Below are 25,719 nucleotides of genomic sequence, written 5' to 3'. Positions count from 1 at the left end.
CAACTACCGCAGTGCTTGTTTCCATGTGAGACGTTATTTTACTTCAAATTCAGGCCCCGTATATTGCGAAGGAACTACAATTTCACCGGATTTGATTTTCTCCGTAAATTCGGCAATCTTGTCCTTCACTTCCTGTGGAACGGTTGGAGCAAGCGCCAGACGAACCGCATCCGGATTTTCGAGTCCGATCTTCACGACGGTGTTCGGCTTCCATTTGCCTTCGGCCAGATCCTTGATTGCGCCGTATACCGTGAAGCTGGCATCGGAAATCGCGGAGCCGATGAAGACGTCGGGCGCATCCGCATAGTAATCGCGCACGTTGCCGAATTGGAACACGCCATTCTCGCGCGCGGCTTCCGTCACGCCCGAACGGGCGACGTTCAACATAGTGAAGATCATATCCGAGCCGGCAGCGATTTGTGCCTGCGCGACTTTTTTAGCCAAAGCGGCATCGTCCTGATTGCCGGTGAAGGTGGTCAGGAACATTGCATTCGGATTCGTGTATTTTAAGCCTCCGGCAAATGCGGCACGCCCATGAAATCCGGGAGTTACCCGCGCGCCGGAAATATGCGAAACGACATTGGATTTGGTCAGCAGCCCTGCGGCAGCGCCGGCAAGCCATGCGGATTCTTCCTGCTTCACTTGGTAGCTGGACAAATTATCGCCGGTCAAGTTCGTTTGCGTATTTACAAATTTAATTTTCGGGAATTCCTTGGAGACCAACTTTACGGCTTCCGAGCTTTGCCCGGCATGAGCGATGATCATATCGGGCTTCTTCTTGGCCAGCTTGCGCAGCTCATCGGCAATTTTCGCCGTATCGTGCGGGACATTGTCCACATAGGTCGCTTTCAGGCGGAAGTCTTCCTTCGCTTTCATCAGTCCGCGGTAAGCGGATTCCATAAAGCCGCCGTCATTGGCAGGACCGGGCAGCAGCAAAGCAACTTTAAGCTTTTTCTGTTTCTTCGCGTGCTCGTTGCTGGCCTCCGCACTTGAGAAGCCGGATGAGAATATCAGGATCATGATGGCCAAACTCGACAAAGCCAGCTTTGAAAGAAGTTTTCTCAAGATGCTTTCCCTCATTCCAAAAATTAGTTTTGTCCGGACACAACCGAGAATAAACCAGACTTTGATTTTTGTCAAACGATGACGAAAAATATTTTTTATATGTCGAAAGTCTATGAAACCGGTCCAAAACAGGAATACATTGCCATTTCAACGTGACATTAAACCTATCTGTGGATTCCTGCCCCGTCCGAATATAAGTATTTGGATTTAGTTAAAAAGTCTTGTCTTTTCCGTAGGGCTATATTATACTTTGGCGGAAAGCTATACATCCATAATGCGACAAAATACGACAATGGCAAACTTTTCGAAAGAAAAGGACGCAAAGCCACGGGCCTAAGGAGAGATTCAATCTACGGCAGCCGGGCCGCCGAAATTTGGTTGGGATCCGTCCATCCTTTTTTTCGGGATGGTTTTTTTATTGCACTTTAACGCAATGGAGGATGCTTGTGAGATGCAGTTTCTACAAAATGTAAAAATCCGCACCAAAATCTTGGGGCTGCTCAGCCTCGCGATCGTATTTCTGCTGGTCATCGGCATTACCGGTTACGTGGTCATGAAGACGATGGGGAACAACGCGCGCGCCATGTACGAGGAGAAGCTGGTTCCCAACACCCTTGTCGAAGCTTTGCTGTTCGGCAACTCGCAGATGGATTCCCTGCAGCTGGAAATGCTGCTCACCAAGGACGAAGCGTTCATCAAGCAAATCCAGCAGCAAATTACCCAAACGCGGGACAAAAACCAAGCAGTGCGCAAGCAGCTGGAGCAGCTTCCGTTATCGGAGCGGGCACAGGAGCAGTACCAAGCCTTTATCAATTTGATTCCGAAAAATAACGAAGCAAAGAAAAAAGTCGACGCGCTCGCGGTCGCGAACAATAAAGAAGAGGCGTATAAAGAATACGTCACCTCCTTCAAACCGATCCGCGCCGAGATGATCAAGAATCTGGAAAATGTCGTCAAATACAACGAAGAAGACGCCAAAGTGTTCTACGAGAAAAGCATTCAAAGCTCCAAATTCGCTACGACGGTTATCGTGGTCGTTACTTTATTGGCCGTGCTGCTGTGCTCGTTGATCGGCTATGGCATAGCAAGCATGATCACGCGCCCGATCCGCCATATTCAACAATTGATGGCTCAAGCGCAAGACGGGGATTTAACGGTTAGCGGTACCTATCGGTCCCGAGACGAAATCGGCCTGCTCACCAACGATTTTAACGGGATGATCGCCGGTTTAAGAACGCTTATCGTGAAGATCAGCATGGAAGCGCAAAATTTATCCGCCAGCTCGGAGCAATTGCTCGCCAGCTCCGAACAATCCACTCAATCGACCAACCAAGTGGTGCAGGCGATTCAAGAAATTGCCGGCGGCGCCGACCAGCAATATCAAAGCACGACGGAAAGCGTTCGGGCTATGGAGGAAATGGCTACAGGCATTAACCGGATCGCCGAATTTTCCAGCAGCGTTTCCGCGATGTCCGCAGAAGCTTCCAAAGAAGCCGCAGAAGGCAACAAATCGATCCAAAATGCCGTGTCCCAAATGGATTTGATCCGCACCTCGGTCAGTGAATCCGCTCAGATGGTCAATCAATTGGGAATCCGCTCCCAAGAGATCGGACAGATCGTCGACGTCATTACGGATATTTCCGCACAAACGAATCTGCTCGCTCTCAATGCCGCTATCGAAGCGGCAAGAGCCGGGGAGCACGGGCGGGGCTTCGCCGTCGTGGCGGACGAGGTGCGGAAGCTGGCCGAGCAATCGCGCCAATCGGCCGAGCAAATTTCCGGGATCATTAAGCAGATTCAGAGCGAGACCAAGACGGCTGTCGTGGCAATGGACAAAGGAAACCGGGAAGTCGAGAACGGCACGGTCGTTATGAAGGAAGCCGGAGAAGCCTTCCGCAACATCTTGGTTGCGGTTCAAGAGGTGGCCAATCAAATGCAAGAGGTATCCGCCGCTTCAGAGGAAATGTCTGCCGGTACCGAGCAGATCACGGCTTCCCTTCATCAGATGAAGAGCATCTCGGAAGCCGCCTTCTCGAGGACGGAGAGCGTAGCCGCCGCTTCGGAAGAGCAGCTCGCCACGATGGAGGAAATTTCGGATGCCGTCAACGCGCTGACGAAGATGGCTCAAGAAATGCATGACATTACGCTGCGGTTTAAAAGCTAGCCCTCTGCCTCAGTCACAAGAAGGCCCTTTCGCTTCGCATAGCGGAAGGGCCTTTCCCGTTATTGCAGCCGTACCCGGTTCCCCGCCTGCAAAGGCTCGCCGCTTTCGACAATGACTTGATCGATTGGAAAAATGCCTTCCCGAACGGCGGTCTGATTCGCGTTCGCATCGGCGACCCGAATATAGCTCTTGCGCACATAAAAGCCGTTGCCAAGCGGGCCTTTCCGCTCTTCGATCACATAAACGAATTTCCCCTCTTGATCCTTGTGGACGGCCTCGTTCGAAATCAAAAGCTGCTCGTCCGCCGACACCGATTTTTGCAGCCGGACGACCGCCCGCTCCCCGCCTTTCAAGCCCTCACCCTGAACGGTAATGCGTATCGTTTTCGATACCGGAGGGGCGTCCGGCTTCTCCCCTGTGCCGCTTGCCAGCTCCATTTGCGTATCGGCGATTTCGTCAATCCGGCCTTCCATCACTTTAACCGTTTGGTCTTTTACCTCCACCTCGATCTTTTCCCCGACAGATAGAAGCGCTGCGAGGTCGGCCGCTACAAGCATGGACATTCCGTAGCCCCGGCTCGCATGGGACACGCGGACGACCGACTGTCCCGGCAGAGAAGGAAGCCCTTCGGTCGCGCGGACGCTCGTAACGATTCCGTCAAACGGAGCTACAATCTGGCGCTGGCCTGCCAAGTCTTCTTGCAATGCTTGAATTTTGCGTTCGCGGACGTCGATGTCGAGCTGCCGCGATTCGATGTCCCGCTTAGCCTTGCTAATCGCCGTGGAGTCTCCGTTCCGATTCGCTTCGACGAAGCTTTCGAACAGCCCTTCCAACTGCAGCTTTTGCTGCTTCAAGGCGGTTTGCTCATCCGCAATTTGCCGATCCGCCGGTTTGCTGTCATACGTAATCAGCGGTTGGTCCTTGACGACGGCATCCCCCACTTTCACATGAACGGCCTTCACCTTCCAGCCGGTCTCGTTCTTTAGTTCAGCTTCCTCCACCGGCTTAAGCATACCGTTCGCTTCGATGCTGTGAACCAGCTTTCCCTTAACCGGCGTTTCCGTCCGAACCTTGGGCAGCGTGATCGCCTGCAGCGTATTGCTGAATAACGTGAGCACAAGCAGCAGACCGAAGAATACCCCCGAAATTACCACCACTTTTCGTTTTTTTCGAGCCTCCGCCAGCTCTATCCCTTGCGGCTCCACCGTATGCATCTCTCCTATCCTTTAATACCGGATGACTGGATTCCTCTGATAAAATAAGACTCCGCATACAGAAACAGCAGAACAACCGGGCTCATGTAGAGCAAAGAAGCGGCAAAGCCTACGCCCCGCGCCCCCTCCTGAATGTTCGCCAAATAGACGGATAGCGGATGCCGGAGCGGGTCCTCCAAAAAAATAAGCGGCTGCTCGACCATGTTCCAGTAATCTACGAACAACAAAACCGTCAGCGCCGCCAATCCCGGCTTCACCAGCGGCAGAACGATCGTAAGAAAAATCGTTCCGGCTCCCGCCCCGTCCAGCCGGGCGGCTTCGATTAGCGGAGCGGGAATGTGCAGCATGAACTGCCGCAGCAGGAATACGCCGTAGGTCGCGAACACACCCGGCAAAATAATCGCGCCGACGCTGTTCAGGATGCCGAGCTTATCGGCCATAATATAGTTAGGTACCAGCGTCACCTGAAATGGCATTAGCATCGCCATAATATAAATAAGAAACAGCGAGTCCCTGCCGGGAAACCGAAGCATGGCGAAAGCATAGGCCGCCAAGGCAGCCACGGCCGTTTGACCGAATACGATCGGCACGACCATGAGTACAGAGTTCCAGAACAGGAACAAAAACTTCGGAGACTGGATGAGCACTTTGTTAAATTGCTCTAGCGATACCCAGTCGGGTATGAGCTTTAAATTGACAAATTCGTGTTGTCTCCCGGAATCCGCGCTCAGCATCTTTCCGACCAGATCGTAGTTAATCCCGATCTCACGCTCCGTCATGAGCGAATTCGTAAAGGTAATCCCGATAGGGAACAGCATAACCAGAGCAAGGACGAGCAGTACGAAGGTCATCAGCCATTTTTGCAGCAGCGCCGCTTTCTTCTCCCCCAGCTTCATTCCATAAACCTCCGGAAACCGCGTTCCATCCTGAATAATCCAAGCGCGATGATCATAATACAGCCGACCATAAGGCTTGCAGCGGCCGTCAGCTTCTGAATATCGAGCGAAAGAAACATATTGTTCATGTAATGCTGAAGCATATAAATACTGTCGTGCGGATAGCCGCCGGCCAGCAAGTACGCTTCCCTGAACACTTTGAACGAATTCATAATCGACATCAGAACGACGAAAAACATCGTCGGAATTAAATAGACAAGGGTAATCCGCAGCTTCGTGAACGGCCCCGCCCCTTCAAGACGGGCGATTTCGTAATAGCTCTCGGGAATCGCTTGAACCCCCGCCAAAAACAAAATCATGTTGTACCCGATGTTCTTCCATATATAAATCGCCGTGATGACGACGATGGCCCATTCCGATTTCATCCAGTCGATCCGCTGAATCCCGAAGCGGTCCAGCCACCCGTTGACCGCGCCGTTCCAGTCGAAGCCGATTTGCCAGATCAGCACGATTGAGGCGACCGGCACGACAAGCGGTAAAATATAGGCGGTTCGCAGCCATTGGCGGAAAAACACATTTCCGTTCAAAAGCAGCGCCAGCCCTAAAGAAATAGCGACCATCAGCGGTACGCTGACGGATGTAAAGAGAGCGGTGTTCCACGCGGCCTTCCGAAACGAACCGCTGGCCAGCAGCTCCCGATAATTGGCGAGGCCTACGAAATTTCCGTCCATCGTGCCGTCCATAAAGGAATAAACGAGCCCCATTACAAAAGGGATCGCATAAAAAAGCGCAAACCCGCCAACGCTCGGCGCAAGGAACAGCAGAGCCAGTACCATGTCTTTCTTGAGGAATGCGGGAAATTTCATGCCGGCCTCCATGCAAAACGCGGGAAAGCCAACGGCGCCCCCGCGTCCATGCCCTTTATTCGTTCAAGTTTCCCCTGTTTACGACGACGTCGCAGGCGCGGAGCCTGCCGGCACTCGATCCGTTCCGGATGGCGTCACTTCCGCCGGAGCTTCGCTCCCCCTCACCGGCCCGGATTTGGACGATGGCTTGCGTTCCGACGCCGCCTTTCCGCCTGATGATGGCGCCGCCGCTCCCGGAGAAACCACAGTACCTTGTGACTCCGCTGCTCTCGGAGAAGACTTGCTGTCTGCGGAAGCCCTGCTCCCCGCTGTTCCTTTGCTTTCCGTCGGCGCTTTCGCATCCGGAGACGCTCCAACCCCGGACGACGCTCCACCTCCGGGCGATGCGCCAGCAGCTGCCGTGCCTCCTGCTGTCGATTTCTCATCATTCGTCTCTTTATCTCCGACGGCCGTTTTATCGGCGGTGGAAGTTTTATCCTCCGACAGCGTCTTGCTCTCGCTCGATGTCTTGCCCTCCGTCGATGAACCGTCCTGCTGCCCGGTCTTCGTCTGATTTGCAGAGCCGCCTCCTTTGTTACCGTTACCTTGCTTAACGGCACCGCTGCTGCAAGCGGCCAACATCGCGATTAAGGTGAAGCTGAGCAGTAGGACTCCTGTTTTTTTCATCTTGTCTCTCACTCCTTTGTTGTTGTCCATGTCTATTCTTAGTTATAAATGGAGGATGTAACGAAAACTTCTCCGAGTTGTAAACAAAATGTAACGGAGATGGACAACGTGGTACAAAATCCAGCAAAATAGCGGGTTCCTAGGTTTTCGTTATGGACAATGCATGACAGGTTTGACCATAGTTTGGCACCATTTTTGTGGGTAACTTGTGGGAAGTGATACTCTGGAATTAGAGCTGAATAATGCAAAAAGTCCCTGACCAGTATTGTACTGGCGGGGACTTTTTTATAAAGACGATCTCACCTTGGACCGTACATCTGCCATCTGCTAACGCACTCTCGTTCTCAAGCTTGGCGCAGCGTGATCCGCTCGGGATGAAGTGGAGTGCTCTAGGTACCAGCCTCTTGACACGTATTTTAGGGCACTATTTATTCTCACGTGCTTTTATCTGGATATTTCTGTTGGAGATTAGGATATTATATGTTGAATGAGGAGGGAAACCAATGGCAAATAAACTAAAGCTGCCGTGATGGTCGTGCATTACGTTGTAGCCGCGATCACCTAAAAAATAGTCCCTGACCAGTCTGATTACTAGCCGGGACTCTGTTTGTCCTTTCTCAAATTCCAACAAATCTCCTATTCCTGCGAATTATTTGGTAAAATAAATATTAACACTTCCACTGCCAGATATACCCGGGGATGATTCATCAAAACTTTCTCTGCTGTAGTTAGTAACTTTAATATAATATTCTGCTCCATCCTTGGCCTTCCAGTAATCAGAAGTGCCAGAGTCTCCGGTAACGTGGAAATCATCCAACCTTGTCGTTTTTCCATCAACTACTTCATAGACTCTATAATAGAAATCAGTGAACTTTTTGCTGTATTGATCGATATCCAGGTTGATTCTAGAATAACCAGTTGGTGTACTAACAGTGGGAGACCTCCACGTTTCACGGGAGTCTAAACTGTAAGAATGCCTCCCTGCGAGTTCTTGTTGAGATGTGTTCTTTACGTTAGTACCTGTTGCATTCGCAGCAAATGCTGGGGTTGCTGAAACCACCATTGCCAAAACCGCAACTGCGACAACCGCTTTTTTCATACCAAACCCTCCTTGAAATAAGTTAGTTCAGAATGTCTGAACAATTCCAATAATACAATATTTTCCTGTTTATGTATTATATTTGGATTATCTGGCAGAAAAGCGGCATTATCCTGTACAAAATAAGTCGATTTTCAAAAAAAACTTGTCGGATGCATTTAATTGCTGTGATGTCGCTGCAACTCTTCTGTAATTTCTCTTATGTACCACCGTAGCTGCTCACTAATAACCGCCCTCGCTTCCTCGCGGTCAATATCTATCTTTTCTGCCAGTATCCCCCGCTGCTGCAGCTCCTTCCGTACAGCGGCCAACTCATTCGTCAGCCGGACGTCTATCACCTTCGCTGCCGCAATGTATAGCCGGCGGATCGGGTCTTTTGAAGTGGAAAGTGCCCGCGCCTCCTCTTCGATCAGGGTCAGCGCATGCGGCAGCAGAACGGAATCGCGAAGCAGCTCTTCACGTGACATAGCCGTTTGATTCATCGAGTACATCCCTTCGGAGCAAATGCGAATATGCGTTCTCACTATACGTCCGACCGATGAAAATCTCAACGTACATTTTCCATAACTTTCCAGGACGAACAAAAAGAGTCCCTGACCACTATCCCGGACTCTTTTTGTTTCTGATGTTTAGCCCCCGATCCATCTATTGGCCCCTAATCAACTTACTGACCCATGCTGGAGAACATCCCAAGATCTTGGCTAACTCTTTTTGTGAGGCTCTAGGGTTTTCCTTCATCGCTTGATGTAGCCGATCCAATGCTTTTTTCCTTCTCGAAGTAATTTCTTTCTTGTTTCTCTCACTTGCTCGTTCACGTTCTACTTGCGCCAAGAAAACTTGAAGCACCGGAAGGCTTTGAATACAGGACATACAAATATAAAATTTTTTGAAGTAAATGGTTTGTTTCTCACCCAAACAAAACAAACATTCTTTACTATGATATCTATAAACCATAATCGCCTTTCTCTCTCGTCATCGCAAAAATACTCCGTCTGAACATTGGGATTAAGATTCAACATATACCTAAGCTCCGTAGGAATTACGATTCTTCCTACATTGTCGACCACTCTAACAATTCCAGTTCTTCTATCCTCTTGCATAAGTACACCTCAAACAAAAACTTTTTCTAGCTCACACATCGCATTTTTCGAATTTGAGCAATTAAAACGTATGTATCTAATTGTTGACTCAACTGGACCACATATTCACTCGATAAGCTTTCGCCTTGGTGTACCGCCTCTTTCATTTGGTTTAGGATGCTTTCCATACCTTTCTGCAATGCCTCGTCGCTGATATCATCTTGGGCATAGTCCTCCTTTCTGGATACTGACAAAGGCATATAACACTCTCCTTTTTCAACAGTTGTAATTTTTTATTTTTACAAATTAACTGTATCATACATCTCACAAAAACCTTATTATTCCATTTGATGCAACGAATGTTTGTGAAACAAACAAAAAAAGAACAGGTTTATAATGACCTGTTCATAAATGTTTAATTTATGTATGAATACTTAATGCCCTGTATCAATATCAGTATATAAAACAATTCGATTCGGGTGCTCGTTTACATCCGGTGATACAATAAACATAGCTCCAAAAACAGCTAAAGATACAGCCATCAGTACAAATTTCTTCACAGTTCCCGCCTCCAATTCTTATGTTATTTTTTACCATTTTATCTATATGCCTCCTCTAACTTCATTATATTCCTTAACTCCAAAGGTTTCGATAATTTTATGTGATAATATAATAATTCCTTCATGCATTCATCTTTTTCTTCTAGGGCGTTGACGCAACCGAACGTTTTTAAACTTTTCGCATAGCTTTCTATTCCCTCGTCAACTAAACCTACACTTAACCGATAATTACCTTTATATTTGTGGAATCTCCCAATAGCTATAAACTTCTGTGGTGTTTGTGGTTGTTCCGGTAACAATTCATTTTCCTTCTCTAATATCACAGCAATTGATCCAAGTTCCCCTAATTGAAGATAAATGTCCAAAAGCTCGTCAGCAATATGGATCTTGTGATCAATACTAACCTCGTCTAAATACTTTTTTAGCAGGGGTATAGCTATATCAAACTCCTTTTTTCTCGCTTTTGTTAATGCTCTAGTAATTTTTGCTGACTCGACAACAAATTCATTCTTCATTTTTTCGTATATGTCCAAATGTTTCTCGACTGCCTCATAATTTTTTTGATGAGAAAATGAATTTATCATAGCCAGATATGCCCTTGTCTTTAATTCCGTATCTTCTGTCTCTAAAGGAAGGCCAAGTTCGCAAAGTTCAATACATTCATTATATTTATTTATATTTTTCGCATGCAAAGCCATTCTGAAATAAAAAATAATTTTCTCTTCGCGTGATAAAAAGTCGGTATAATAAAGAACTTCTTGTCCCATCCGAAACGATTCTTCCAGTTGTTTCAAATCGTTCCTTTCAATCAAATATTTTTGCAACAGTCCTTTAGCTACGTAATGCGGTACTCCGCGTTCTCTTGAAAACTTAATAATTAATGAATAGAGCGATATTTTCAGTGAATCATTGTTTACTGTTCTGGTAAAGTCAAACAATCGTTGAAGCGATTCTTCCGTCTCTACCGTATGCAACTCCAATATCCGCGCCCCCACTTTCGGAACTAGCAAAAAGCTCTTTTCACAGGTAGTCACCTCTTCGAGTACTTCAAACAAAGTGTTAATCCGGTTTTCTTCTTGTAGGTAACATTCCATAATCTCGGAATATTGTGCAGGAAAAGCTGTGGCTATAGACTTCAAATTTTTAAATTCGAGCCGCTTCGTTTCTCCACGCTCTATTCTATTTAGCACACTTCTACTTACGCCCGTCAGTTCTTCAAGTTCCGAATATGTCAAGTTGTTCTCTTTTCTAATCTGGAAGATGATATCTGAGATGGTTTTATTCTGATGCTTGATATCCACCATAATACATACCTTCCCTTTAACAATAATTTTACACTGGTTAATTATAGCAAAGTATGTTCTGTCTTACAATTTATTGGTTCTTACAATACCTCCGTAAATCTTACACAAAACACAACTATTCGATAAACTTCTACAAAACTTAACTGTTATTTGGCAATCACTGTAATCACTTGTGCATTTTGAGGAAATTACAGAAGCAAAAATAGACGTCTGCTCCTATCCCATATTTTATATCATTGTGATAATTTATGTTTGAACAAGTCAGTCGGCCGACCATTGTTCAAAATATTTTTTAAGGAGCGGTTTGAATGTCTTTGTCAATTGGTTTAAGCAAAAAAGTAACTGTTTGGTCGCTCGTTGTGTGCATTATTTTAGCCATGTTTTCCACCGTTACTTCTGCTGCCCCTAGTCAAAGCAATTCCTTAACGGTTTCCGGGTATGTGGAGTATTTGACGGAGAAACAAAAGACTGATCCCGGCGCAACTGAGGTATTGGAAAAATTCAAAGCTCTTTCTTCCTACGATCAAGAGAAGTTTTTGAAAGTTCTTCAATCCTCTGAAATTGGGAAAGCGTTGGAACTCAAAAATCAGACTGTGATGATTGAGGGGGTACCAGTAGAAACAAAAGCTACTTTTGTTTCTGACCTACCTAATACGTTGAATGCTCAATGGGAATCAACTGTTTTAGGTGTTAGCATTACAACTTTTTACCTGACACTTACGTACAGGTTCGATCTCGCCAATGGTGGGCGTGTCACAAAAGTTGTCGATGCCAATGGAGCACACCGAAATTATAACCCCGGGGTTATTATCAGCGAGTCTGGGTCAGCATCAAAGGAGACTTCCGGCAGCGAAGCATATGCAAGGCAGAATTGGACGGCAAAAATGGTTCCCGCTGGAGGCTTCGTTGAATATGCTCTTATCGGCTATTTAAAAGGAGATGGGAATGCAGGATATGCCAAATTTGAAGGGAATACTCCAGCTCTAAACAACATCAATAAAGGCATTTGGCAGCAAATTTGGTATAATGATAGCACCCATACCTTGAAATAATTGGGAGGTGCTTTAGATAGAATACCATCTTATATATTGGCTTTCGCTTGCGCTTGTAAACACAGGGCTTGCTCAAAGTAAGAATCTGAATGGATTATTCTGGTTTTTCATTTCTCTTATTATCGGTCCGCTTGCTACCTTGGCATTGGTAATTAATTTTAAGAGAAAACGCTAGAAACAAAGGTCACTATCGCTTATATTGCGGTGTGACCTTTGTTCTTTAAATCTATGTTGTTGGTTGCCCGGACGCCTTCCGCAGCTCATTTGAGATTTGCGCCCCCACATTTAACATAGGCTTCTTCGCCCTTCGTACATTTGGTGGTCGGCTTCGAAGGATGCAAAATATTATTACCACAGGGTTAGCTGACATACGGAAAGGAATGATCTAAATTTTTTACGACTGTAATGCTTATCTTCTTTTTAGTCAGTATGTTGGCGTTGGGAATAGCATACTATAAGATCCGCAAGACTCCGTATGCGAAGTTAATTTTACTGAGTATTATACTTACCTTTATTGGATATTGTATTACTTTCTATTTTATTTGCTTCAACGAATGAGCGTAAACAAAGAACCTTCGCATTCCCTGCGAAGGTACTTATTCTATCTACCGGGTCGATCTCGGCTAAAAAACTCGACCGACCGAAAGTTTTCTCCACACAAACACCTCTCCTGAATTCTCCAACTTATAAACAAAATGTTTCCGATCATCTTCATTCGTTCAAGAACGTCGTCGCCCGATTTTGAATCAGCTTTGCCACGTCCTCCGCGGACTTTTGGCCCTTGAAGAAGGCTTCCGATTCTTTGATAATAATGGCTTCCAGCTTGGAAGGCTTGAACGCCACCTGATAAACGGCCCCCGACAGATGCCGCTCCAATCCCTGAAAATCCGCTTCGGTGACTTGGAACGTCTTGCCCTTCAGCGGTCCGAGCTCGTGAGCCTTGACGGTTCCGGTTTGGAGCAATTGCTTCACCTGCTTGTGAAATACGGCTTTGTTCAGAGGAAAGCCAGCCCGTTCCGGTGAAGGCTGCATCTCCTCGGACATCAGAAATTTGATAAAATCCCAGGCTTCCTTCTTGACGGCGGATTTCTCGTTTATGCCCATCGTCCGGTAAGTCCGGAAAAAATCTCCGGCTTTTTGGCCTTCTCCCTTCGGTTTGGAATACAGCTTGGGTTGATCGAAATTTTCCTTCGGCGTCAAAATATAATCCGCGGGCGAGTTGATCTGCGTCATTCTGAAATACGCTTGGCGCGCCTCTTGCGTCACGACCTTCTCGTCAAACAACGATTTCACTTGCTTCATTAAGTTGATAAAGGGCTCGGATTGGAAATTGGCTTTCCGGTTGGCCTGATCGACATATAAGGAATAGTTATTTTTCACCATTTCATTTAACAGTCCGGCGGGATAGCTCATAAAACCATAACGCTGATCTCCTTTTTTCGCCATCGCTTTGGCGGTCTCGCTGAATTCGCTCCAGGTCCAACGGGCGTCGTCGAAGGTCACCCCCGTTTTCCGGATCGCCTCTTCGTCCCCGACAAGACCGTACAAGAAGAAATTGATCGGCATCCCGTAGACGCCGCCGTTCAGCTTGATCCCTTCCAAAATGTTCTGAAAATATTGATCCTTCTTGAACTCAGGGTCCTTCTCCATCATGTCGCTCAAATTGGCAAGCACTTTCTTATTCACGTAGTTATCCATAGGCAGCAGGTCCATCTCCACCAGATCCGGCCCTTTCCCGGATAACATCTGCGTGTTCGTCTTTTTGATAAAGTTTTCCACATTCTCCTCGCCGCGACTGTCGTCCGTCGGGACATACTGAAGCTGGATCTCGATATTTGGGTGCTTCGCCTCATATTTGCGCTTCGCGTCTTTGAAAAAATCGTCCTCAAAAAACGTCGAGAGCACAACCGTCTTCTTGCCGCCTTGCGATTGGACAGACTCGGCGGTCTTGTTTGCCGTTTCCGCTTGCGCCTCGTTCTTGTTCGGGCCGCCTTCCTGCTGCGTCGCTCCTTCAGGGCCTCCACCGGCGCTGCAAGCCGTCGCCGCGATCATCAATAGGCAGCCGCTTAGGCTTAGCCATGCTTTTCTCATGTTCTGTTCCTCCTGTTAAGAGCTTTTTGGTTTTAATTCATCAATCGTCACAAACGAATAGCCTTCTTCCTGCAATTCCTCGATCATCTTGGGCAGCAATTCAATCGTATTGCTCAGATCGCCTTTTTTGCCGCCGAAGCTGTGCATCAGAATGATGCCTCCGGGCTTCAGATTCGCTTTGACGTTTTTCAGCATGTCCTCCGGCGTCGCTCCGGCCCAATCGCGTGTATCGACATTCCACAGCACATTGTGCTGACCGTTTTGTTCGATGGCTTCGGTTACTTTTTTGGAAACCGCGCCGTAAGGCGTCCGGACATACTTAGGGGCCTCGCCCGTTGCGTTCTGGATCACCTTGTTCATCTTGACGATTTCATTGTTGATCTGCTGCCCGCTCAGCTTGGTCAGATCCTTGTGGCTCCACGTATGATTCCCCAGCATGTGCCCTTCCTTGACGATGCGGGACAGCACATCCGGGTGTTTCTCCGCCTGATAGCCGACGACAAAAAAAGTCGCTTTCGCGTTATGTTTTTTCAAAATATCCAAAATTTTGACGGTATATTTCGCATCCGGCCCATCGTCAAAGGTCAATGCAACCTGTTTCTCCTTCTTCGGCGGCTTCAGGTTCGCCTGACTCTGGACTTGCTCTCCCTTTACTTCTCTAACTTTTGCCTCCGTCTGGGGAAGCATCGCATCGGCGATGAAATAGCTGGATAGCACCGCGAGCACAACGATACCAATCCGCAAACGCAATAGTCGTCTTATCCTCTTCATCTCGTTCTACCTTTCTATGAAATTTGTTTCCATGAACCTAGTTATAAGTCAGCGTTGTTACCAAAACTTCTCCAACTTGTAAACAAAATGTAACGGAGATGGACAACGATGGACAAAATCCGGCAAAATAGCGGGTTCTCAACGCAAAAAAATCCCTAACCAGGATGATGACACTGGCGGGACACAAAAAAGAGCAGCAAGGTTATCCCTCCTGCTCCTTGAGTTTCCCCGGCTTACGGGCTAACTTTCACATGCACTTTCGTTCTATTGTTGCTTTTGTTCGCCACAGCGATAATGTGCTGTTTGTCCGGGTTCACATGAAATTTTTTCTCGAGCGCTTCGTCCGTTTTATTCCCTGTGACAACGATGTCGCCGACCTTTGTTTCCCTAATCCCCTCTACTTCGTATAGCATATAGATAACTTTCGTATCTCCCGAGCTGGACTGAGAAACCGTCAAGGTCAGTTCATCACTAACAGGCCGAAATTCCCCCGATTTACCAAATCTGGTTAACAGCCCCGTTCCGAGCTCGAAATAATACTTGTACGAGAACAAGCCTGCATCGCCAGTCTGTACGTTTTGCGGAGTAGTTGCCGTCTCTTTCGCGAAAGCGCTGATCGGAGCGGCGGACATCAGAAGTGTGAAGGCCGATAACATCAACAAGGACTTTTTCATTAAACAATCATCTCTCCTTTGTTTCAGATTAGTTTGAGTCCGAACAAAAGTAATGATATTCTATCTCGTTTCCGATTTGTAAGATTTAGTTTATCTCGCTAAAAAATTGTATTTTCTTGTATAGAAGTTGCAAATTCCTGTAGATAGATGTCGATTGAAATGTTTTAACTTTGGACGCTTCACTTAAACTCAATAATAAATAGGGAGTTGTTCTGGGAAAAAGGGGCGGGACTCGGAGTGCTGACGACAGGACGGGATTCATACAATTTCCTGCCGTTCAGCAGCATCCTCCGGTTGTCCGGACTCCACTCGATTTGCTCGGGAACGATTCCCTTGTAGATTTCTTTTTCGTTCATGATATTGTTTCCTTGCAGCTTGGCCACGTACAGATTTTCGCGGCCTTTGGAGTAGGCGATATATTTGCGGTCGCGCGAGAGCTGAAACACGCCGCTCCGTTCAAGCAAAATCGTTGTCTTCGTATTCCGGCGGTCGAATAACGTTAACGAACCTTCCTCCCCGACAAAAACGATTTGATCGTCATTCACAAAATCGCCGTTTCCCTCGCTGCTTACGGGATGCTCATACTGGCTTACGAAGGCATCGCCTTGAAGTGAACCGAAAACGATATACGGCTGACGAGCCGCTATTTTGAAAATTAACGCGCTTGCCCCGTCATCCGAAACCTGAACGGAGTAAATGTGATCGTTCTCCGTTTTCCCGGTGAACTTGAATTCCTTCGTCTCCTGACGTGTCACGTCATAAACGACAATGACAGCCTCCTGGTTCCCGTTCTCTTGCACAAAGGAGACGTAGCGCCCGTTATTCGACCACGACATCTGTCCCGCCACGACAGCACCCTCTTTGTTGGTCCACTCCCGCAGGACGGTTTGCTTTTGATCCGCCAAATGAAGCAGCATTAATTTCTCTTTGCCGCCGGTCTGAACGGAAAACGAAGCATACGCGCCGTCGGCAGATACTTTGACGCCGTGCACAAATCCATTAATGTCCGGCCATGACTGCCGGGTCTTGAGTTCGTAGTCCAGCTGCTCGAAGCCTCGCTCCCGGCCTCTTTTACCAAAATATCCAAGCACGTGCTCCTTGTCGGTCCAGCCGAACAGCTCGCCATCCTCGTTCTCCTGCAGTTTATAAATTTTGTTCACTTCGAACGTCTCGCTTAAGCTCTGCGGCTCGCGGCCTTCATCCGTGTCGGGAATAATAACGGTCTTCGATTTCAGCGCCCCCGTACAGCCGGTGACGATAACGGCCAGCAGAACATACGCCGCCGCCCACAGGAATATTCGCTTCATTCTGCATGTCCTCTCTTCGGCTTCGTATAAGGGAGTTCAATCGCTACACTCGTTTCCTGATCGGCGCTCCGGATCTCGATGCTCCCCTGGTGGTCGTCGACAATCGCTTTGCAGATGCTGAGCCCTAAGCCGCAGCTGCCCAGTTCTTTGGACTTCCGCATATTGGCCCGGTAGAACGGCTCGAAAATTTTCGCCAAATCTTCAGGGCGGATGTCTTCCCCTTGATTCGCAACCGTCATGTGCACGCGGCCTGTGACAAGCTGCGCCTTCACCGAAATCGCCGTATGCGCGAAGCCGTACTTAATCGCATTATCGATAATATTGATGAACAATTGCCTTAATTGGGTCTCTCTCCCATAAACGCACAATCCGTCCTCCACCTCGCAGCGAATCGTTTTCCGGTATCGCTCGGCTTTAAATTTCATGCCCTCGCAGACGTCTTGAAGCAGCCGTCCGGCCAAGACAGGCTCGAACGCTTCCCGGTCGGACGTTTCCTTGGAAAGCTCCAATAATTTAACCACCATATCGTGAAGCCTCTTGCTCTCGTCGACGATATGATTCATGCCTTTGCCGAAGAAGGCTTCGTCGGTTTGTCCGTTTTCCTTGATCATTTGGGCGTAGCCCAGGATGGACGTCAGCGGCGTTTTTAACTCGTGCGTCACATTGTCGAAAAACTGCTTGCGATGGCGGTTCAGCTCCTCCAAACGGTCCCGGTCCTGTTCAATGCGTCCGATCTGGGCCTTGATCTTCTCGATCATCGTACCGAAGTTATCCGCTAGTTGGCCGATCTCGTCTTTCCTTCGAAATGAAAGGCGAATATCCAGATTGCCGTTCGTCACTTCCGTCGAAGCCTTGGTCAGCTTGACGATCGGGATCGTGATGTTTCGCGATAAAATATACGAAAAGATAAATGCAGCAGCGAAGATGGCGATCGTAACGCACGAAATAAAATCCAAAATATTCCTGCTCTGCTCATACAGCAAGGAAAAATCTTTGGCGAAGCGCAAAATCCCTACTTTTTGCCCGTCGATGACGACCGGATACGAATAGTAAGCTTCCGCAGCACTATCCGTGTAGTTGATCGTGTACGAGGTTTTGCCGTTCAAGGCATGGTCCAGATCGTCGCCCGCCGTATTGGAATTCTTCCAGTTACCCGATGCATAGATCAGCTCGCCATTCACGCCGTAAGCGCTAATCTCGCTGGAAGTAACCTGCCGAAGCTCTTCCACCACGTCTTTCGCCATTTGGCGGAAATAGATCTCGTCGTTGCCGAAATGATTGATCATAAAAGCCTGCTTCACATAGACGCTGCTGTTCTTCTTGAGGCCGATCAAATCTTGGGTAATGATCTTCTCGTTGCTGGTCTCGATAATCTGCACGATAAAGTGATTGAGCAGCAAAAACGAGGCGGCGAAAATAACAAAGAGACCCAACAAAAATTTCACTTTGATAGTCGGAGCCGGGATCATGCCTTTAATCCACCTGTTTGTCAAATTTGTACCCCACCCCGAACACGGTCACGATCACGTCGCCCGCTTCCAGCTTTTTGCGCAGCCGTTGGATATGAATATCGACCGTCCGCGTATCGCCGACATATTCGTAGCCCCATACGAAATCCAGCAGCTCCGTCCGGGTAAAAATTTTGCCCCGGTGCCGGTACAACGTCATCAGCAGATCGAACTCCTTGGGCGTCAGCTCGACGATCTCGTTATTTTTCCGGACCAGCCGCTCGCTTTCGGTGATTTCAATATTTTTGAACCGGATCGGCTCGTCGGCCGGCTCCTCCGCAGGCTTAAGGGGATGGGTCATTCTCCGGAATATCGTCCGGATGCGCGCGATCACTTCCCGGAGGTCGAACGGCTTGGTAATATAGTCATCGGCGCCAAACTCCAGGCCAACAATTTTGTCCGTAATGTCCGATTTGGCCGTCAGCATGATGATCGGAATATTTTGGGTCTCCGTTACCTTTTTGCATATATCGAGCCCGCTGACGTCCGGGAGCATCCAATCAAGCAGCAGCATATCCGGCTGGAAGTGCTCGATGGCCTTGAGTCCATCCGCTCCGGTATGGGAGATCGTCGTAAGGAAGCCTTCTTTGTTCAAGCCGTAGGCCAGCAAGTCCGCGATCGCTTCTTCGTCTTCGATAATTAAAATTTTCATTTTGTCCACCTTGTCCACTCCATTCTACCGAACATGGTAGCATACCTCGTGGCTTTCGATCTACTTCGATGTGAAAAGCGCCAGCATTTGGCTGACAAACCTTGCGTGTTATTTTACAATTTTGGAAAGGACGGCTGTAACGAAATCCCCGCTTGATGGCACTAATAAGAAAGAGAGCTCTTACGAAACCCAGCCGACAAGAAGGTGCGTTAATGTATGATCCGATAACGAAGATCTATCTGCTTTATTACGACGATTTGTATCGTTTCCTGATTACCCGGTACCCGAACCCCGACCATATCGACGACATTATACAAAATACGTTTCTCGAAGCGCTCCGGCATATGGACAGCTTCAAGGGCGGTTCCTCGATCAAAACGTGGCTGTTCGGCATCGCCAAGCATCAGTTGTACCGGAGCCTGCGAAAAAACAAACTTCAGCTTCCGCTGGACGATTCTCCCGAAGCAGAGCTCGCCGCCCATACGGATTTTAGCGACAAGGTACTGGCTGAGCAAATCGTGGAACGGTTGAACAGGCTTGACCCGCCCCACCGCGATATTATGCGGCTGCGGCTGCTCCATGGGCTATCTTTTAAGGAAATTGCGCACTTGACCGACCGGACCGAAACGTACTGCCGCGTTAATTTTTACCGGATGAAAGAAAAGCTGAGAAAGGAGTACGGCGAGGATGAACACATGTAGTATCGTGAAAGATTTAATGCCGCTCTATGTGGAGGGGCTCTCGAGCGAAGAGAGCGCCGTGCTTGTGGAACGGCATATTGCGGATTGCGAGGAGTGCCGCCGCTATTATGAGACGATGAAGCAGGATTATGAGAGCCACGAGCAGAGCCGGCCCGAGCCGGACAAGAAGCGGCAGATTGAGGAGCTGATAGCGCAGCTCGGCAAATATCAGCGCAGGATCAAGCTGGTCAGCGTACTGGTGGCGATGCTGATGACCTGCATTATCAGCGGTGCGGAGGTTCACTTTCTGTCGACGATTCCATTCCTGATCCTCACTCCATTCGTGTGCCGATTATACTACTCCCGTACGCTGCCGATTGTTGCGTCAACGATTCCGTTCGGCTTGCTGGGCGGGCTGTTAAGCGAGCACAATTCGAGCTATATTCCGTTCTTTACCGTTATCGCTCTTGTCAATGCGGCTATCGGCATCGGGGCTGCGCTATTGGTAAAGCAGGGGCTCAGGCAGGCGAAAACAGCAGCCAAAACGGGATTAATCGCGCTTGGAGCGGCGATCCTTTACTTCGGCTGTGCCAGTTATTTCTCCTTCTGGGGCAATCCCGTCGGATATACGAAGGCGCTGCTTCAAACGAATGAATACGTCAACCGGACGTATGAACAAGGGACGCTCGACTTCAAGAAAGTGTTCTTCAACTTCAAAGACAGGCGGCATTACGGGAAGTTCGAGTTTGTGATGAACGGCGTGCGGCAGACGGCAAGCATCGGCTTCCACCGGGACGGCAGCGTGACCGACGAGTACAAATTTAAGCTGGACAACCAATTTAGCGAAGAACGCAGCGACGATTTGAAAACTGCGATTGCCGCTGCGGTCGATCCGATGCCTTCGCTCAACGTGCAAGCTTCTCCGCAAGCCGAGCTGGAGATTACGCAGGACGAATTGAACGCCAACTTCTATTATTTGGCCCCCGACAAACTGGACAAAGCGGAGAAGCTGCGGGCCAGCGAGAGCGGGAAGCTGCGCTACGAGATCCTATTCGGCGCGTCCGATGCAAGATACGAGAAGCTGACGAAGGAAGCGTTTTTGGCCAAAAGCGCAGCCGTTCTTCGAACGCTGCAAGAGCGGAAGCTGACTTATCACAGCGTCGAGATTAAAGCGATGGATCTGAGCGGGAACATTCAAACCGTAGAGCTGACCAAGCTGACGACGGAGCAGGATTTGCCCGGCAGCTACCGGGCGTTCGATCCGGAGCGGCGAAAGGATCAGCCTTAGCCGCAGGTTAGAGAACAGAGACACCGGTCCGATATGGCCGGTGTTTCTTGTTGCTTCCCCCCTGCCTCCGCCCTATCTTGTAAAGATGCACACCTTGGCATCGACGTTCAAGACTTGCGTTCCGCCCGGCAGGCAAGCCAGCGGATCGTTCCAATGGGAATGTCCGCAGAATACGAGCGCTTCCGGTCCGCTTTCCAATACCGTGCGAATTTCGGGACTGCCTGCGCATCCCCGCTCCGGCACGTCCGGGCTTTGGTGAAGCAGCAGCGCATGAGGTTGCTTCTTAAGCAGCTTACGCAAGGCTTGCAGGTAGTCCGCTTCCATCATCCGGTTCGGCTTGTCCGGTCTGCCGATCACGCCTCCGAGACCACCCCATGCCGCGTCGCCGAATTCGACGATTCCCGGTCGGTCGATCAGACAGATGTTGCTTCGGCCGGAGAGCTGTCGCTTCTTCGCATCGTCCATCAGATCGTGATTGCCGGCCACTCCGACGACCCAACGAAACGTTTCGCCGAACGTAAACCATACGCCGGACGGATCGCCGCTGCCTCCTCGCCGGAGGTCGCCATACAGATCGCCGCATAGCAGGACGCCGACCCGATCGGGGGCAAGATCAGGCCGCTCGATGCCGATCAGCAGCGACAAATAGTCGGGGAGTCCTTCGCCGAGCATGACGTCCTTCCCGTCCGTGGTCCGCATCGTCCCCTGCAAATCGGAGGTCACGATCAGCGCGTCGACCGAAGGCGGCAAACCGCTCATCTGTCCCACGTACACAGGCAGCTGCGCTTCCCCAATACCGCCTGAGCCGGTCGCAGTCCGATAAGCGAAGCATTCTACAGGCTCCGCGCCAAGCGATTCGATCCTCATCATAACCTGCCCCGGTCCGTCACCGTAATCCCTAAAGCTTCAAGCTCCGGAAGAGCTTCCTCGACGTTTCGTTCCGGATTCAGGGAACGGATCGCCTCTACACTGATCGCCGGGGCCGCATACAACGCTTTGACGGGCTCGACCGGAATCGGCATGTCGAAGTAGCCTTCCGCCCAGTCCGCATAGTCCTCCGGCGTTTCGCAGATCGTTCCGAGCAAAAACTCCGAGCCGTCATCTGCGCCTTTCGGCATCCGCACTTTCCCCGTTCTCCACTGCGAGTCGCCGGATTCGCGCCATATACAGAAGGTTACGTCTTCTTTCTCCAACGCTTCATCCTCAAGGAAAGCCAGCAAAGCTTCCGGCGCCCCGTCGTAGATTCCCGGCCATACCGCATACTCGTCCCGGGCGTGCGGGCTGAGCTCGGATTCATGGTCGAACCCTTTCAAAATGACGCCCTCCGGCGCAAACAAAACGAACAAGTGGTCTCCGGCGCCGTTGTCGATTTTCGCAAGCGAGACGTTTGGCGCCCAATTCGGAATAAACGTATGATACCGGAGCCATTCTTCCGGGCATAAGATCACGTCCAAGGCTGCAAGCGTCAGCAAGCGCCGCTTCAAATCATCCGGCGTCGGCAAAACAGTCCGTGATGTCATCTCGATCCCCTTTCTTCATATGCAGAAGTTCAGTACATGCGGAACATGTACCATTTTACCAAAAATGTTGCCGCAAACCCACACGTCGAATAATTTGGATTAATCCCGCTTTATAAATTCTTCAGAATTCCTTTAGAAATTTCTGCGCTCGTTCTGAAGATTTATTCGATAGGATGAAGAAAGCAGATGGAGAAGGGAGAGTATTGGCATGAGCACGCTTCAGGAAAAGCTGCTGTTCTTATATAAATTTTCGCGCGATCCTCAACAAATCGGCAGCGTGACGCCAAGCTCCGCGTTTTTGGCGAAAAAGATGGTCGAATCGGTGGCTTGGGAGAAAGTGAGCGCTGTCGCGGAGCTTGGCGCCGGTACAGGTGCGATTACGGAATATATTCAGAAGGCCAAGAAGGACAATACCCGCGTTCTTTTGTTCGAAAGAGATACGGAGCTGCGCGATCGGTTGCAGGAGAGATTTGCCGACTGCGCCTGTTACGACGATGCCCGATGCTTGCAATCCGTTCTACGAACGGAAGGAATCGATTCGCTCGACTGCGTGATCAGCGGACTTCCATATTTCAATTTCCCGCAAAGCTTGCGCGATCAGCTACTCAGCGAAATTACGGCCTCCCTCAGACCGGGTGGACGGTTTGTCGCTTTCCAATATTCGCAGCAAATGCGCAAGCAGTTCAGCAAACAATTTGCCATTGAAGGGATTTATTTCGTTCCGTTTAATGTCCCTCCGGCGTTCGTGTATGTATGCCGTAAGGAGGAGGGCTGACGATGGATATCGTGTCGCTGCTCTCCTGGATCTCACGGATGGCGACGGGCGAAACGATTCCGTTCCAAGAACTTGGTTATCTTATTTATGGCTATGCCCTGGGCTGGCTCGAATCTCCCTATCGGATGATCGCACTATTAATCGTTTGCGTATTTCTAATCCTACCGCGGAAAGGAAGGGATAAACAACGATGCAAGCCATAGCCCATTCTTCGATTGACGATAGCGCCTTGGTGCAGGAAGGACGGCTGAAGATCAGCCGGGCAAGCTCGCAAATGCCCGTTCTGGGCCGAATTCGGGATCGGTTCGCGCTCGGGCAGCCGCTCAAGGGACTGAAGATCGCCCTTGCTCTTCCTCTGGAAGCGGCGGCGGCCTGTCTCGGGAAAACGCTTCAGGCCGGGGGTGCGGAGCTGGTCATAACCGGCAGCGGCCCCCATTCGAACGATGGCGAGATAGGCGCCGCCTTGGCAGCCGACGGGATCACCGTGATCGCCGAATCCGATTCGGAGCCGGAGTCTGCCAAGGCACGGCTTATCTGCGCCATGGAGACGGGGCGGCCTCATCTGATCGTCGACGACAACGGGGAGCTGATCGGCACGCTCCAATCGGAGCACCCGGACTTGCTGGCAGACATTCGCGGCGGCGTGGCGCGGACGAGAGCCGGCCTGCTGCACCTGACGAGGCTGGAAAAGGAACAGCGGCTTCCGTTTCCGATGATCGTACTGGACGATGCTCTCGGCATGAATACGTTCGACCGCCGGTGCGGAACCGTACCGTCCGTATGGGATGCCATGCTTCAGACAACGGACTTCGCCGTAGCAGGCAAAACCGTCGTGGTCGCAGGCTACGGCCGGCGCGGCAAAGCGATCGCCATGCAGGCCAGAGCCCTCGGCGCCCATGTCGTGGTCGCGGAAATCGATCCCTCGAAAGCGGTCGAGGCCTTTATGGACGGCTGCCAAGTCATGCGCTTGCAGGAAGCGGCCTTGATCGGAGATCTTTTGATCACGACTACTGGAGCTTCGGATACGATCGGCGGGAAGCATTGCTTTTTGATGAAAGACGGCGTCTTGCTCTGCCAGACAGGTCCAGCCAACGGCGAGATCAATACGAGCGAGCTTGCGGACATCGCCGTATCGCACTGCACCGTTCGGAACAATCTGGAGCGATACGAGCTTATCGACGGACGGAACATTTATATCTATGACGCCAAACCGCCCGCGAGCGAAGCAACTGCGGACGTTGACTGCGCCGAGGTGACCGATATGCGTTTGGCCCTGATGGCTTTGTCGCTCCAATATATGAACGAGCATTACGACCGGCTGGGCAATGAAGTCATGAAGGTGCCTTACTTGCTTGACGAGGAAATCGCGGTCTTAAAGCTCCAATCGATCGGAGCGAATATCGATGAGGCTGCGGACTGGTAGCGGGGCTATGGCTTCTTCAACAGATCGAGCAACTCAAGGCCGATCCGGTCGACCGAATCGCTCAAGAGACCGGATCGGTAATTCGAGAGCACGACGATGCCGGACGACCGGTCTTGATGAAACCCCATAAAACTGGAAAATCCATGCGTCGATCCGTTATGCCAAGCGAACTTGCCGCGCTCGTCGATGATCCATCCCAGACCGACGCTGATCGTCTTACTGTGTCGCCCATAGGCCTGTTGGCTGATCAACAGGTCGTGACACAGCTCTTCGTTGGGATGGTCGCCCAAATGGGCGGACAGGAACGTCAGTTGATCGTTGAGCGTGGAGCGAAGCGCTCCCGCTCCCGCATAATCGCGCAGCAGCGTCTCGGGCCGCTGCACGTCTTTCCCCGCATAGCCCGGAACCATTCGCGCCTGCTGCTCCAAAGTCAGCGTGATGCCGGTATCCGGTATATGCAGCGGCACACATAGACGTTCGGTGATGGCCGTCTCGTAGTCCGTTCCAAGCCATCCCGCCAGAACCTGGCCGAGTATCCCCGTTCCCTCGTTCGAATAGCGAAATTTTCGCCCTACTTTGCCCGGAGGTACGTTTTGCAGATAGGAAAGAGCTTCCTGCAGCGTAAAGTGGCAGTATGGATCGCGATGCTGCGATTTATCGAAACGGTTGCGCCAAGCTTTGAAGATCGGATAGCCCGGCAGCCCCGACGTATGCGTGGCCAGATGGGCAAGCGTCACCGGATGATTGCCGGGAAGCGATGGCTCGAACTTCCCGAGCGAATCGTCCGGGCGAAGCGCCCCTTCAGCGATCAGCAGCGCGAGCAGCGAGGTGGTAAATACTTTCGTGATCGAACCGATTTCGTATATAAGGTTATCGCAGGACACCGCTCCGAACGGCCGCAAATCCCCGAACCCGAACACAAGCCTCTCCCCTCCGCGCAAGATGCCGACCGACAGCACCGCATGCCTCCTTTTGCTGACATAAGGCTGAACGATACGTTCGACAGCTTGTTCAATATTCGTCGTATGATTCACGCGCATTCGAGTTGCTCTCCTCTCATGGAGC

At 50.0% G+C, this 25,719-nt stretch carries 26 protein-coding genes and 1 riboswitch; of the genes, 7 read left to right on the top strand and 19 right to left on the bottom strand.

Annotation, left to right across the window (positions count from 1 at the left end; genetic code table 11):
* Positions 1-33 precede the first annotated feature (33 nt).
* The gene (locus QMG93_RS31285; RefSeq protein WP_281943551.1) at positions 34-1,065 is read right to left on the bottom strand and encodes a BMP family protein; all 1,032 of its coding nucleotides are present in this window, start codon (positions 1,063-1,065) and stop codon (positions 34-36) included.
* A gap of 284 nt (positions 1,066-1,349) precedes the next feature.
* A riboswitch (cyclic di-GMP riboswitch) is annotated at positions 1,350-1,437 on the top strand.
* A gap of 79 nt (positions 1,438-1,516) precedes the next feature.
* On the opposite strand from QMG93_RS31285, the gene QMG93_RS31280 reads away from it, so the two are divergent.
* The gene (locus QMG93_RS31280; RefSeq protein WP_216793647.1) at positions 1,517-3,229 is read left to right on the top strand and encodes a methyl-accepting chemotaxis protein; all 1,713 of its coding nucleotides are present in this window, start codon (positions 1,517-1,519) and stop codon (positions 3,227-3,229) included.
* A 59-nt stretch (positions 3,230-3,288) separates the two neighbouring features.
* On the opposite strand, the gene QMG93_RS31275 is transcribed toward QMG93_RS31280, so the two are convergent.
* The 9 genes from QMG93_RS31275 to QMG93_RS31235 all read right to left on the bottom strand — a co-directional run bounded on the left by QMG93_RS31275 (position 3,289) and on the right by QMG93_RS31235 (position 10,913).
* On the bottom strand, positions 3,289-4,434 hold the full coding sequence (locus QMG93_RS31275) for an efflux RND transporter periplasmic adaptor subunit (protein WP_281943548.1): 1,146 nt from the start codon (positions 4,432-4,434) through the stop codon (positions 3,289-3,291).
* A gap of 14 nt (positions 4,435-4,448) precedes the next feature.
* Positions 4,449-5,339, bottom strand: a complete 891-nt coding sequence (locus QMG93_RS31270) for a carbohydrate ABC transporter permease (protein WP_281943546.1) — start codon at positions 5,337-5,339, stop codon at positions 4,449-4,451.
* Entirely contained in the window at positions 5,336-6,205 is an 870-nt protein-coding gene (locus QMG93_RS31265; RefSeq protein WP_281943545.1) for a carbohydrate ABC transporter permease, read from the bottom strand. The genes QMG93_RS31270 and QMG93_RS31265 overlap by 4 nt, the downstream gene beginning before the upstream one ends.
* 78 nt (positions 6,206-6,283) lie before the next feature.
* Positions 6,284-6,871, bottom strand: coding sequence for a hypothetical protein (locus QMG93_RS31260; protein ID WP_281943543.1), 588 nt, complete (start codon positions 6,869-6,871; stop codon positions 6,284-6,286).
* A gap of 649 nt (positions 6,872-7,520) precedes the next feature.
* Entirely contained in the window at positions 7,521-7,970 is a 450-nt protein-coding gene (locus QMG93_RS31255; RefSeq protein ID WP_281943541.1) for a hypothetical protein, read from the bottom strand.
* Positions 7,971-8,128: 158 nt separating this feature from the next.
* Positions 8,129-8,452, bottom strand: a complete 324-nt coding sequence (locus QMG93_RS31250) for a hypothetical protein (protein WP_281943539.1) — start codon at positions 8,450-8,452, stop codon at positions 8,129-8,131.
* A 644-nt stretch (positions 8,453-9,096) separates the two neighbouring features.
* Positions 9,097-9,309 carry a Spo0E family sporulation regulatory protein-aspartic acid phosphatase gene (locus tag QMG93_RS31245; protein ID WP_281943537.1) on the bottom strand — a complete coding sequence of 71 codons (213 nt, stop codon included), beginning with the start codon at positions 9,307-9,309 and terminating at the stop codon, positions 9,097-9,099.
* Positions 9,310-9,483: 174 nt separating this feature from the next.
* Complete coding sequence (locus tag QMG93_RS31240) at positions 9,484-9,609, bottom strand: hypothetical protein (protein WP_281943535.1); 126 nt, start codon at positions 9,607-9,609, stop codon at positions 9,484-9,486.
* Positions 9,610-9,647: 38 nt separating this feature from the next.
* A complete protein-coding gene (locus QMG93_RS31235; protein WP_281943533.1) occupies positions 9,648-10,913 on the bottom strand; it encodes a helix-turn-helix domain-containing protein in 1,266 nt (421 codons plus the stop codon).
* A 308-nt stretch (positions 10,914-11,221) separates the two neighbouring features.
* Between QMG93_RS31235 and QMG93_RS31230 the strand changes: the two genes are divergently transcribed.
* Positions 11,222-11,965 (top strand): hypothetical protein, encoded by a 744-nt coding sequence (locus QMG93_RS31230; protein WP_281943531.1) that lies wholly within the window; start codon positions 11,222-11,224, stop codon positions 11,963-11,965.
* 711 nt (positions 11,966-12,676) lie between these two features.
* On the opposite strand, the gene QMG93_RS31225 is transcribed toward QMG93_RS31230, so the two are convergent.
* The 6 genes from QMG93_RS31225 to QMG93_RS31200 all read right to left on the bottom strand — a co-directional run bounded on the left by QMG93_RS31225 (position 12,677) and on the right by QMG93_RS31200 (position 18,977).
* Entirely contained in the window at positions 12,677-14,056 is a 1,380-nt protein-coding gene (locus QMG93_RS31225; protein WP_281943529.1) for an ABC transporter substrate-binding protein, read from the bottom strand.
* A gap of 15 nt (positions 14,057-14,071) precedes the next feature.
* Positions 14,072-14,806 carry a polysaccharide deacetylase family protein gene (locus QMG93_RS31220; RefSeq protein WP_281943527.1) on the bottom strand — a complete coding sequence of 245 codons (735 nt, stop codon included), beginning with the start codon at positions 14,804-14,806 and terminating at the stop codon, positions 14,072-14,074.
* Positions 14,807-15,060: 254 nt separating this feature from the next.
* Positions 15,061-15,501, bottom strand: a complete 441-nt coding sequence (locus QMG93_RS31215) for a hypothetical protein (protein ID WP_063184896.1) — start codon at positions 15,499-15,501, stop codon at positions 15,061-15,063.
* Positions 15,502-15,680: 179 nt separating this feature from the next.
* Positions 15,681-16,808 carry a hypothetical protein gene (locus QMG93_RS31210; protein WP_281943525.1) on the bottom strand — a complete coding sequence of 376 codons (1,128 nt, stop codon included), beginning with the start codon at positions 16,806-16,808 and terminating at the stop codon, positions 15,681-15,683.
* Complete coding sequence (locus QMG93_RS31205) at positions 16,805-18,277, bottom strand: sensor histidine kinase (RefSeq protein ID WP_281943523.1); 1,473 nt, start codon at positions 18,275-18,277, stop codon at positions 16,805-16,807. The genes QMG93_RS31210 and QMG93_RS31205 overlap by 4 nt, the downstream gene beginning before the upstream one ends.
* A 4-nt stretch (positions 18,278-18,281) precedes the next feature.
* Entirely contained in the window at positions 18,282-18,977 is a 696-nt protein-coding gene (locus tag QMG93_RS31200; protein ID WP_281943521.1) for a response regulator transcription factor, read from the bottom strand.
* Positions 18,978-19,180: 203 nt separating this feature from the next.
* Here QMG93_RS31200 and QMG93_RS31195 point away from each other — a divergent pair, with 203 nt between their 5' ends.
* Positions 19,181-19,669, top strand: coding sequence for an RNA polymerase sigma factor (locus QMG93_RS31195; RefSeq protein ID WP_281943520.1), 489 nt, complete (start codon positions 19,181-19,183; stop codon positions 19,667-19,669).
* Positions 19,656-20,936, top strand: a complete 1,281-nt coding sequence (locus tag QMG93_RS31190) for a zf-HC2 domain-containing protein (RefSeq protein WP_281943519.1) — start codon at positions 19,656-19,658, stop codon at positions 20,934-20,936. Before QMG93_RS31195 ends, QMG93_RS31190 begins: the two co-directional genes overlap by 14 nt.
* A gap of 72 nt (positions 20,937-21,008) precedes the next feature.
* On the opposite strand, the gene QMG93_RS31185 is transcribed toward QMG93_RS31190, so the two are convergent.
* Both QMG93_RS31185 and QMG93_RS31180 read right to left on the bottom strand, forming a co-directional pair.
* Positions 21,009-21,806 (bottom strand): metallophosphoesterase family protein, encoded by a 798-nt coding sequence (locus tag QMG93_RS31185; protein ID WP_281943517.1) that lies wholly within the window; start codon positions 21,804-21,806, stop codon positions 21,009-21,011.
* A complete protein-coding gene (locus QMG93_RS31180) occupies positions 21,803-22,456 on the bottom strand; it encodes a hypothetical protein (RefSeq protein WP_281943516.1) in 654 nt (217 codons plus the stop codon). The genes QMG93_RS31185 and QMG93_RS31180 overlap by 4 nt, the downstream gene beginning before the upstream one ends.
* Before the next feature lie 208 nt (positions 22,457-22,664).
* On the opposite strand from QMG93_RS31180, the gene QMG93_RS31175 reads away from it, so the two are divergent.
* Genes QMG93_RS31175 through QMG93_RS31165 form a run of 3 tightly spaced genes read left to right on the top strand, consistent with a single transcriptional unit; the run spans position 22,665 to position 24,654 of the window.
* A complete protein-coding gene (locus tag QMG93_RS31175) occupies positions 22,665-23,231 on the top strand; it encodes a class I SAM-dependent methyltransferase (RefSeq protein ID WP_281943515.1) in 567 nt (188 codons plus the stop codon).
* A gap of 2 nt (positions 23,232-23,233) precedes the next feature.
* On the top strand, positions 23,234-23,434 hold the full coding sequence (locus tag QMG93_RS31170) for a hypothetical protein (RefSeq protein ID WP_216793629.1): 201 nt from the start codon (positions 23,234-23,236) through the stop codon (positions 23,432-23,434).
* Positions 23,422-24,654, top strand: a complete 1,233-nt coding sequence (locus QMG93_RS31165) for an adenosylhomocysteinase (protein ID WP_281943512.1) — start codon at positions 23,422-23,424, stop codon at positions 24,652-24,654. Before QMG93_RS31170 ends, QMG93_RS31165 begins: the two co-directional genes overlap by 13 nt.
* Before the next feature lie 5 nt (positions 24,655-24,659).
* Here QMG93_RS31165 and QMG93_RS31160 read toward each other — a convergent pair whose 3' ends face one another.
* A complete protein-coding gene (locus tag QMG93_RS31160) occupies positions 24,660-25,694 on the bottom strand; it encodes a serine hydrolase domain-containing protein (RefSeq protein WP_281943510.1) in 1,035 nt (344 codons plus the stop codon).
* Positions 25,695-25,719: the final 25 nt, after the last annotated feature.

It is taken from the genome of Paenibacillus tyrphae, assembly GCF_027925525.1.
In the GTDB taxonomy this organism is placed as follows: Bacteria; Bacillota; Bacilli; order Paenibacillales; family NBRC-103111; genus Paenibacillus_G; species Paenibacillus_G tyrfis_B.
Note: the sequence above shows the minus strand (reverse complement) of the source record. Positions and strands in the feature narration are given on the sequence as shown.